This window comes from Daejeonella sp., assembly GCF_044342615.1.
Taxonomy (GTDB): domain Bacteria; phylum Bacteroidota; class Bacteroidia; order Sphingobacteriales; family Sphingobacteriaceae; genus Daejeonella.
This window is the reverse complement of the sequence record NZ_JBIIPN010000102.1, coordinates 1-9,760: the sequence shown is the minus strand read 5'-3', so window position 1 is coordinate 9,760 and position 9,760 is coordinate 1. Positions and strand designations below refer to the sequence as shown.

At 33.6% G+C, this 9,760-nt stretch carries 9 protein-coding genes and 1 pseudogene; 1 reads left to right on the top strand and 9 read right to left on the bottom strand.

Going from position 1 to position 9,760, the window contains the following annotated elements:
* The 9 genes and pseudogenes from ACIQ0D_RS09325 to ACIQ0D_RS09285 all read right to left on the bottom strand — a co-directional run.
* Positions 1-311: pseudogene (locus ACIQ0D_RS09325) on the bottom strand (acetyl-CoA carboxylase carboxyl transferase subunit alpha); the annotation flags it as partial.
* A gap of 181 nt (positions 312-492) precedes the next feature.
* Positions 493-708, bottom strand: coding sequence for a hypothetical protein (locus ACIQ0D_RS09320; protein WP_395804954.1), 216 nt, complete (start codon positions 706-708; stop codon positions 493-495).
* Between the two features lie 31 nt (positions 709-739).
* On the bottom strand, positions 740-3,568 hold the full coding sequence (locus ACIQ0D_RS09315) for a hypothetical protein (RefSeq protein WP_395804952.1): 2,829 nt from the start codon (positions 3,566-3,568) through the stop codon (positions 740-742).
* 86 nt (positions 3,569-3,654) lie between these two features.
* The gene (locus tag ACIQ0D_RS09310; protein WP_395804950.1) at positions 3,655-5,169 is read right to left on the bottom strand and encodes a hypothetical protein; all 1,515 of its coding nucleotides are present in this window, start codon (positions 5,167-5,169) and stop codon (positions 3,655-3,657) included.
* A 12-nt stretch (positions 5,170-5,181) separates the two neighbouring features.
* Positions 5,182-6,000 carry a hypothetical protein gene (locus ACIQ0D_RS09305; protein ID WP_395804948.1) on the bottom strand — a complete coding sequence of 273 codons (819 nt, stop codon included), beginning with the start codon at positions 5,998-6,000 and terminating at the stop codon, positions 5,182-5,184.
* A 72-nt stretch (positions 6,001-6,072) separates the two neighbouring features.
* On the bottom strand, positions 6,073-6,822 hold the full coding sequence (locus tag ACIQ0D_RS09300) for a hypothetical protein (protein WP_395804946.1): 750 nt from the start codon (positions 6,820-6,822) through the stop codon (positions 6,073-6,075).
* Positions 6,823-7,269: 447 nt separating this feature from the next.
* On the bottom strand, positions 7,270-7,800 hold the full coding sequence (locus tag ACIQ0D_RS09295) for a hypothetical protein (RefSeq protein ID WP_395804944.1): 531 nt from the start codon (positions 7,798-7,800) through the stop codon (positions 7,270-7,272).
* 79 nt (positions 7,801-7,879) lie between these two features.
* A complete protein-coding gene (locus tag ACIQ0D_RS09290; protein ID WP_395804942.1) occupies positions 7,880-8,512 on the bottom strand; it encodes an RNA polymerase sigma factor in 633 nt (210 codons plus the stop codon).
* A 131-nt stretch (positions 8,513-8,643) separates the two neighbouring features.
* Positions 8,644-9,231 carry an OmpA family protein gene (locus tag ACIQ0D_RS09285; protein ID WP_395804940.1) on the bottom strand — a complete coding sequence of 196 codons (588 nt, stop codon included), beginning with the start codon at positions 9,229-9,231 and terminating at the stop codon, positions 8,644-8,646.
* 122 nt (positions 9,232-9,353) lie between these two features.
* On the opposite strand from ACIQ0D_RS09285, the gene ACIQ0D_RS09280 reads away from it, so the two are divergent.
* A partial coding sequence (locus tag ACIQ0D_RS09280) for a glycosyl hydrolase family 18 protein (RefSeq protein ID WP_395804938.1) occupies positions 9,354-9,760 on the top strand: 407 nt, incomplete at its 3' end.

Sequence of the window (9,760 nt, the reverse complement as noted above, 5' to 3'; positions counted from 1 at the left end):
ATACTAGCAAAACCACCCACAATAGCCTTATCATCTTTCACCGTACGATCACCGTGTAATTCAATAAAATCATCACAGATCATTTCAATATATGACAAAGTGTATGGCCTATCTGGATGTCTTGAAATTTGAACATTTTGCCATCCAGTAAGATTAGAATAAACTTGATGACGAGTAGCCTCAAGCTTTGTTTCCAATTCGACAATGGTTGCATTCATATCAACCTTGGTCTTTTCAGAAATCTGTTTCACCTTTTCAATCTGCAATTCTAAGTCTGCAATAGGCTTTTCAAAATCAAATGTTGTACTCATTGGCTTTTTAAATGATTCCGCTAAATTAGGAAAATTAAAGCTATCGCGAATAAAGCTATTTTCAAAATACTCAAAATAAAATCATATTAAGCTTGAAAAAAGAAATATATAATATAATATTTCTTTAAAAGAAATATTATGTCGCATTAAACACAAGTAAATGAGATAATTATAAAATAAATTAAGATTTTAAATTCTTCAATTTTTCTTTGGCCATTTCCCAAGTATTAGCTGCTTTTTTTTCTACTCCAGCATCATTAATCAAGATTTGGAGTTCAGAAAGTTGTTCAAAAATTGCTTCTGCTGTTACCCCGTCTTTTTTAAACTGGATTAAATCAAGCAGAATAGCCTTTTTAATCCCACTTTCATCTGTAATATAATTTATGCCATTAATCATATTGAAAATTAACATAAAAAAGGGAATATTTTTATTTATCAGAAAATTTATTGGGAGACATGAATTTCTTTGTCTCGATTTTTCTTGGTTTAATCTTTAGATTTATCGTAATATTTTGAGGCTTATCCGCATCTAGTATCACAACAGGTATGTTTTTTTCTACTTCAACTTCAGGAGGAAGATTTGCTCCATCAACTGCGAGCTTATATTTACCAACAGGAAGATAAAAAACAATCTGACCATCTAAATCAGCCTTGGTCATATAGCTCACGTTATTTTCATCTGTTGCCACAACACCTATTCCCTGAAGGTTTTTGTTGATCTCATAGCTAAACTCATTAAAGCTATAAGCTAAAACACCTTTTAAGCTACCTGTTCTTTTCAATGGAATTTCTAAACGATGCTTCTCTTTGTCAAGTTTGACATATTGGTCTGGAGCATGCCAACCTTTGTTATTATGGATAGAAATGCGATAGCTATCTAAAGGCAATTTCTTATAAACCACAGAGCCGCTGGAATTTGAAATAAAGGCCAAATTATTAATATAGATTAGATGGTTATCCGCCTTGATATCGCCTTGATCAAAGATATTATTCTGATTCATATCTCGATAGACCATAACTTCCAGATTCCCGCTAACTGCTCCGGCTTTTGGCAATGATAATTTTTGAGTAAGGCCTATTTCCAACAAACTAAATTGGTAGCCATTAAAGCGATTATGATTTATAGAGGAATAAAAACTGGTTTTTGGTAAAACATCATATTCTACCTTGCCAGTTAAAAAATTACTGTTACCAAAAGATGAATTATTCATGAATGCTAACCCAGCTTCTGTCCGGACTTTATTACTAAAAAAACTTTTTCTAATAGTTGGAATTACACTAAATAGCCTTGGCGATTCTTGACTTCTTAAAAAAGAATTAACTGCTTCCCCAATATAAAATGTTCCAAATTGCAAACTAGAACTCAGATTTAAAATACCCTTTTTGTAATTCAAGTTAGAGCGAAAGTGGAAACGAGTTTGAGCATCAAATGAAGTAGTATAATAACCACTTTCTGTATTAATAGAAAGATAATGATTGTTAGCAATAGGGTAGTTTATTGACGCATTAATGTTCCAATAACTTAAGGTATGAACAACATTTGATAGTCCGGAAAGTTGAAATGCATTATTAGTTTCTTTAAAAAACAAGGGTGAAACTGAAGTAACCATTTTTTTAAAGATAGTTCCCGACACCCCAACTTCTGCCCTCATTGTACTTAATCTGGGCATATTAAATTGAAAAGTATTAAAAGTCTTAGGTGCGTAATAGTTATAATCAAAACCTGCCCAAACATTTGATCTTTTTCTCAACCAGGTTATTCGTTCGTTAAAAGATAAGGCACCTCTTCTCATTCCAGGAAAGTAACTGGTACTGAAGTGATTTGAGATGCTTATTGCAATTTTTTTAATAGTTCCGGAAATGTTTAAGCCACTAGCTAAACTTGACTTTACTACACTCAAGCTATCATACTGAGAGGTATTGCCTGCACTCAGATTAGCTTGTAAGCGTAGGCCCTTAAATTTTGTAAGCGTAATCGTATTTCCAAAAATTACACTATTGGCATTCATTAAAGGGTTTATTTCATAGATCACAGAAGTAGCAAACTCTTCATTTTCTTTCCTATGAGTGTACCTGGCCCAAGCGGCACTACCTGAAGGCATAAAACTGTAAAAATCCTGGCCAATCAAATTAGAGTTTCCATCCAGATACCCAACTTCATAAGTACCATTATTTTTATTATTGATAAATAAATTAGCCCCCCTGCCATTCAGATTAATATCCATATTCCTATTAATATTACCGGCAGTAATACCCATATTATTTGTTTCATAACTAATCCAAGTATTTCTCATCATGGAAGGCGAATAAGAATCCTGCCATTTAGTATAATCTAGGCTATATCCTAATTCCCCAGACTTAAGTTCTAGATTTCCTTGACCATAAAGAAGGAATGATTGATTATTTGAGAACATACCTTGCGAACTGATTGAGATACTATTAACATTGTAGGCGTCAGTTTGTAATGGATCACGATAGGCACGATCACTTCGGCCACTTTGTACCCTAACATAAGCCATACCAAATACATCACCATTAGAATATAAACCGGTAAAAGTCACATCAAAACCTTCAGATGCAAACATTTTTTTGGTAACAGGCTTTATAATGGTAATAACAGTATCAACTGAAGGCGGAAGAACAAGTTCTAAAGTAGAATGAAAATCTTGATTCTGAAATAGAGCAGGAAATCGATTGATTAAGGTTATTCGCTGTGTCGTATTTCCAGAATTTGATATTCTGATTGGAATCCTAATGGAATCTGAGGTCACGTCAAGAAGTATGCTAGAAAGTAATGAGTACATATCTACATTTCTTTTAACTGATACCTGCACTTTGGTTTCGGTTGCCAGCAATAAGTTATTCTCTATGTCAGAAAGGTTGAACCTAATCAAATGGTCTATCCCTGACCTTGTTTTTTTAGTGATAAATACCTTTACGGGAATAAACAAGCTATCGCCTGGTTGAACATTGACAGCAATCTTATTCTTACTGATAAGGTTCATGCTACTCTCCAGATTGATAGATACAAGCCCTATTAGAGGAGTTTTTTTTCTATTGAGTACTTTCAAGGTTAAATCAATCAGTTCTTCATTAGATGCTTTAATCAATTTCTTAGATGGATCAATAAAAATCAATGAATCAGAAGATTGTGCATTTGTAATAGATGAACTAATGATGCAATACAATAAAGCAAAGCTGAATCGGAAAACAAAGGAATTCACAAGCTTGTTTATACCACAAAGCAGCTCAGACATACAGTATAAATAATTTGCAATTTCTAACTTGTTTTTTTTCACATTAAAAATCCCTAAAACGTATTTAAATAATATAAAATGGGGAATTATTGGGCTATAACAATAAATAATACGCTTGTATTAAATACTCCCGATTTACCTGATAGCCTACTATCTCCTGGTGCGGTATAGTACTGTAAATCATATTCTGTTACTTGCTGGGTATTATCAAGCATTGGATTTGTAACAATTACCTGATTGGACGTTGAGAGTTCACGTGTAAAAGTGGAAATCCCTCCAGAAGTGGAAGTATATTTAGTTGCCTGAATCTTTACAGCACCGACTGGGATGGTATTGCTACCGGCCGAAATTAAGTTTAATCCACTGGTTTTGATCATAACCTGATAAGGCTGATAACCAACAACCCTCATTCCTCTAGCCTTTGTTACTGATACTCCATTGGTATAATTGGCAAGTGTATTGAATTCGAGGTTAATTTCATTCGCTAGATTTTGCAGCTCAAGAGTCAAACTATTATAAACCGAATTCATATTAAATGTTACATCCACATTACTTGTTGAGATAAGCACATTATTTGAATTATAGAGAGAAAATATCAATGTTCCAGTATATGCTCCATTAGGTATGATCAGATGGCTCCCACCCTGAATCTGCAGATCAAATTTATGTTCGGTAAAAGTATAAGCTGTAAATGTAGCATTAGACCCACCTATTAGCGTAACATCGACATTGTCTAAAGGCTTTGGAAATGTAGAAACTCCAATTTGTGCTGCTGAAGGAATACCAGAACTAACACGGTTAAAGCGTAATGAGAAATACTGAGGAGCTACCGATGCCCCTCCATTTGTAAAATTTCCAGCCACCCTTACTTTCAAACTCCATTTATCACAAGTTGCAGTATTTGGATTATATTGAACACTAACAGCATCAGTAACCGTTTTACCAGCCATTTGCTCTGTATAGCTAGTAAAGTTAGCTTGATTACTAGCATAGCTACTAATTACCGCCGTTTCACAGGTGCTGCTATAATTCACAACAAATTCAACTAAAATATTACTGTCTGAAGCCATGACATTATCATCCTTATCTAATACAGTAACAGTAAGAGTTGTGCTATATGTTCCGGCACCTACACCCAAATGAGTACCTCCAGTTACCCTCATGTTAAAACGCTGCTGAAAAATATTATTCCCATTTGTAATGGATCTGCTTGAAGAAATCATTGACTTTGAGCTTGAAGTGCTAAGCGTTTGATATCCCCTACTGCTTGTATTATTGGGACCACCCACTGCAGAGGAATAAGATAATGATACGAATCCAGCAGCTATTGTTGAGGTCCCATTACTAAAATCTGAATTAGCCTGAATACGAACTGTCCAACCACTATTACTTGTAGAACTCATGGCATAGGCAAGTGTTAGGTAATTAGAACTTGTAAGTGTAGTCGAAATAGAAGCCTTAGTATTAAAAGTAACAGGAGAACCAAGTGTTTCTGTAACAGTTTGTGAGTTGACCTTTAATGAAAAAATTGGTATAATAAAAAGTATTAAAATCAATTGAAGAATAGAAACTTTAAAATCAATCCCGAATATATGTTTCATTTGCTCTTAATATTATCGCTCAAACTCGAGCTCAACCAGTTTCAACTCATCCTTATCTCCATAAATAATAACTGAAGTTGCAGTATACTTACCTTTGGCCATATTAGTAGGTAAACTTTGCCTGACTAGGCGTTGATCTCCTGGCAAGGAAAAAATTTCCTGCTCTTCTAATTTCTTCTTTTCTCCGGTTTGTGTGTTTAGCAATTCCCACTTAATTTTACCTTCTAGCCATTGTTTACCAATGTTACTCAACTTCAGTTCCAGATAGCCACCAGTAGTTTTATCATCTTTATGTGGTAGAACATCGGTGAAATTAAGCACCTCAATATTTCTTTCATCAGATTGTTCAAATGAATGGTAGATCTTAATTCCCATCCTAACGCTCACTTTAATCGAAGTCCCATCCGATGCTAGTCCGTCACCCGGATTTAATTGCGTGAGGAATAACATAGCAGTATGCACGGGAATCTCGGTTGAAACATTATTAGGTACACTTAATATAACATCAAGCTCGCGCTTTTCCCCAGGTTTAAGTGTAAAATATGACCCGGGCATCACACGGACCCATTCAGCCGCAGATGTTTTCAGAGTTCCAGCATCAAATGTTTGATTATTGCCTAAAGAATCGTAATCCCAATCGTTCATTGACAAGCCAATTTCCAAATCTCTATTGTTAGGATTACTTACTACAATTTTTTGAGTAGCGTTTCCACCAGGAGCTAATTTATAATACAACTTCCCAGGACTAACAGTCATACCAGCCTGAGCCATCAAATTCTGACTCATGCCAATTATTGCCCAGCTGAACAGTAAGTAAAGAATTCTCTTCATAATTTTTATATAAATCAAGGCCTTTAATTAAAGGCCTTGATGAAACATATAAGCAAATACTCTATATATAACTTATTGTTGTGTAACCGTATACACCACTGGAACAACATTTAATCCTGTTGGTTTTCCTGCATAGGCACCACCTGAGCCAATGAGGTATGAAATATTGAACTTGTTAGTTGAATTAGAACCATTCCATGAAGTATTTGCCGCTGCAATAACTGTTGCTGCTGTTCCACCTGTTTCTGGAAGTACTACTGATGAACCGTAGGTAATTCCTGTTGTATTACCATTATTTGTAGCCCCTAATGTTGAAGTAATCTTCACTGTTCCTGGAGAAATAGATGCTAATCCTGTAACTGTTCCTGCCACTGCTTTTACTATGTAACCTTTTGAACTAGTTACACTTACATGATCCGAAGCAAAGGCTATGATTCCATTGGTGTACTTCTCTTCTGTATCGAAGTTTACATCTAATGTTCCCGGTTGAGTAACACTAAAAGAAAGAACATCAGATAAGGTAATGTTTAAGTTTGCAATCTGTGCGAAGGATGCCGTACTGAAAATTGTTATTAAAGCGATTAAGGCGAATACTTTTTTCATGTTGATAAATCCAGAAAAGGAGAACATACGTCTAAAACTTTTGGAATTGTATTCTTGTATCCGATTAGTTTTTTCTTTTTGTTCTTTCGTTTCTTCAACTTCAGCATTGAAATTTAGAGTATTTTTCGAGCTTACACAATCTTGCCTGTTCCATAATTCAAGATTATTAAATAAATAAGGTGTTTCTCCGGCTACTCTAGCTAATTCGTTAATTTTCATATTGTCTTTTTTTAAAAATTGTTATTAATTAATTAATTGAAAAACAAAGATGTTCTATATCAAATCTGACAATTATGATAATGATCAATATAAAGATTGAGTTTAATCATATTTCACCCTGTTATACATTATTAATTTTTAATTAATAATGTATAAATCACTCCAAGGCTATAAAAAAACTAAAGATGCCCAAAACAGCGCTTTAAGGAGAAAAAGGAAGAAAGTTTTTGTATTCTTTTATAAAGGGGAAAGTAAATGCTCCAATTTATAGGTTTATATTATTGTTGGTTTTTCAGACGGACCAAAGCTATCATTAACAGCCACCGTAGCTTACAACGAAAATAATTAGAGTCTTCCTTAAATTGGGGTAATATTTCTATTGTTTAGCTTGGGATTGGAATTCAGTTTTTATATTTGGTTCGGGGTTGAGAGGGAAAATCCAAAAGCTTAATGAATCTTAATCATTTTTGATTTTAAAATCTCAATGATAGCTACAGAGTTCATAATCTTTTTTCGCTCATCCATACCGGGACATACTTCATCGTAATGCTCTGGATAGTAATAAGTTAAAATTTTTATTTTGCCTTTTGAGAGTATAGAAAACTCGTATGAATGAGCATTATAAATATGGTATTTTTTAGGACAAACATCCACCATATCTCTCTCATCCTTAATATTGAGGAGTCCGTTTTGTACAATATTTGACCAAATTAGCGCCAATTTAGCATCCGGAAATTTCAATTCCTCCAACTTAATACCTAGATCAAAAGCTTTAAACTGATTCGAATTCTTAGTTAGAATAAAGTAATTTGATGCTGAATCAGGAATTGCGCTAACTAACACTCGAAAGGCTATTACAAATTCATTTTGCTTGTCTAATGTTCCCAAAAATGAATTCAATGCTACATAATCAATGTCCTTGCTATGCTCAAGTATATTTTGTTCCTGTGCAAAAAGTCGTGCAGGAACAAAATGCATTGAGATAAAAAAAAATATTAGAACAATTTTCAATACAAAAATGATAGCTTATGTAAAAGTACCATTTATTTTATCCTAATCAATTAATCATAAATGCAGGATTAAAAGAGTGGTCATTTGTAAATATCTTTCGCAAGACATTAATCGAAGATTGTAATCGTGAGCGAAGGATTCCTACAGAAATTTTCAACTCCTCTGCAGCTTGAACATGGGTGTATCCTTTAAAATAAATCAAATCCAGCGCCAATTTCTGATCTTCATTTAAAATACGAATCATTTCTTTAACACCAATAGTTTCTGGATTGTATGATACCTGAAACTTTTGATCAATTTGTTGAGTGAGCTCAGAAAGGTCTTCATTTGAAGAACAATTCCGGTGATTAACACTTCTCAAATAGTCTATTGCTAGGTTTTTTGCTAACCTAGCCATCCAAGTATATAATTTTCCTTTGCTTGGATCATATTGACCAAAAGACTTCCAAATTTTAATAAAAGTTTCTTGCAAAATATCTTGTGCCACTTCTTCAACCTGCACAACAGTTGAAATTACACGGTAAAGTGAATCTGAATACATTCGATACAAAGCATTCATTGCACCTCTATCCATGTTTTTTAAAGCCAGCACTAATTGGTCCTCAGTTGGACGGAATTTTCTGCCATTTAATTTTGAAATAGCGTTTAAATTATTCACTTGAATTCCTATTGCTTTCATTATATCATATTTAATACTAATATGAAAGCCCAAGATGAATTCTACATGAATAAATTAATTATTATTAAAAAAAAATGCACAAAAAAAGGTGCTTATTGAAAAAATAAGCACCTTGCAATATTGAAAAAAAATTATTTTTTCTTGATCTCTACTCTACGGTTTAACTGGCGTCCAGATTCTGTATCGTTTGAAGCAATTGGCATTGACTCACCAAAACCCCTTGCATCTAAATTAGAAGCACTAATCCCGGCACTTACCAAATAAGTTTTTACCGCAGTAGCTCTATCAATAGACAGTGTTATATTTCTTTTATCTGTGCCTTCAGCAGACGAATGGCCATTTAAATAAAAACTCATAGAAGGATATTTTTTCATTTCTCTAGCAATCTCATCAAGTACTGAGTATGAAGCTGTTTTTAAAACAGAGGAGTTAAATTCAAATAGAATATTTTTATAATTAAAAGTTGGATCAACTGCTTTCGGGGTTACCGGGCAACCGCCATTTGTAGCTGTTCCTGCTTGATTAGGGCAATTATCTTTAGAATCTGGAATTCCATCTCCATCAGAATCTGTCTCAACAACAGGTTTTGGAACTTCTTGAACAGGTGCTTGAACAATCGGCTCACTCAAAATTTTCTTAGGTTTACAAGAAGGGAATAACACAGCTGCCATTAAAAATGCAAACGAAATTGTCGAAAATGTACTTTTAAAATTTTTCATTAAGGATGAAGGTTTAATAGTTAATTTCTTTAAATCTACTACTAATGGGCTTTCATAGCAAGTTTTTAATCAAGAAAATTAATTTAATTTTTGATATCTTGTAATGTATTAAAAAACGAAACATGAAAATGCATTTTTCAATAATTAGTGGCTGCTTAACCTTCCTTCTTTTTATTAGCTTTCAAACTAATTCATCAGCACAAAATAAAAGTAAATTTATTGTAAACGGCTATGTAGGTGGCTACCGCGGATTAGTGAATGTAGAAGAAATAGATGCAAAGAAACTAACTCACATAAACTATGCTTTTGTAAATGTAAAAGATAGTGCTGCTTTTTTAACGAATTTAAAAACAGATTCTACAAACTTTCGCAAATTAAATGAACTCAAAAAAATAAATCCAGATCTCAAAATTTTGATTTCAATTGGTGGATGGTCCTGGAGTGAAAATTTTTCGGATGCAGCTCTAACACCAAGCTCCAGAAAATTATTTGCAAAAAGCAGCGTTGATATTATAAAACAGTTCCATCT

What these genes read in the sequence shown, in the direction of transcription:
- ACIQ0D_RS09320 (WP_395804954.1), bottom strand. Translation starts at nt 708, where the DNA reads ATGATTAATGGCATAAATTATATTACAGATGAAAGTGGGATTAAAAAG.
- ACIQ0D_RS09305 (WP_395804948.1), bottom strand. Translation starts at nt 6,000, where the DNA reads ATGAAGAGAATTCTTTACTTACTGTTCAGCTGGGCAATAATTGGCATG.
- ACIQ0D_RS09290 (WP_395804942.1), bottom strand. Translation starts at nt 8,512, where the DNA reads ATGAAAGCAATAGGAATTCAAGTGAATAATTTAAACGCTATTTCAAAA.
- ACIQ0D_RS09285 (WP_395804940.1), bottom strand. Translation starts at nt 9,231, where the DNA reads ATGAAAAATTTTAAAAGTACATTTTCGACAATTTCGTTTGCATTTTTA.
- ACIQ0D_RS09315 (WP_395804952.1), bottom strand. Translation starts at nt 3,568, where the DNA reads ATGTCTGAGCTGCTTTGTGGTATAAACAAGCTTGTGAATTCCTTTGTT.
- ACIQ0D_RS09310 (WP_395804950.1), bottom strand. Translation starts at nt 5,169, where the DNA reads ATGAAACATATATTCGGGATTGATTTTAAAGTTTCTATTCTTCAATTG.
- ACIQ0D_RS09295 (WP_395804944.1), bottom strand. Translation starts at nt 7,800, where the DNA reads ATGCATTTTGTTCCTGCACGACTTTTTGCACAGGAACAAAATATACTT.
- ACIQ0D_RS09300 (WP_395804946.1), bottom strand. Translation starts at nt 6,822, where the DNA reads ATGAAAATTAACGAATTAGCTAGAGTAGCCGGAGAAACACCTTATTTA.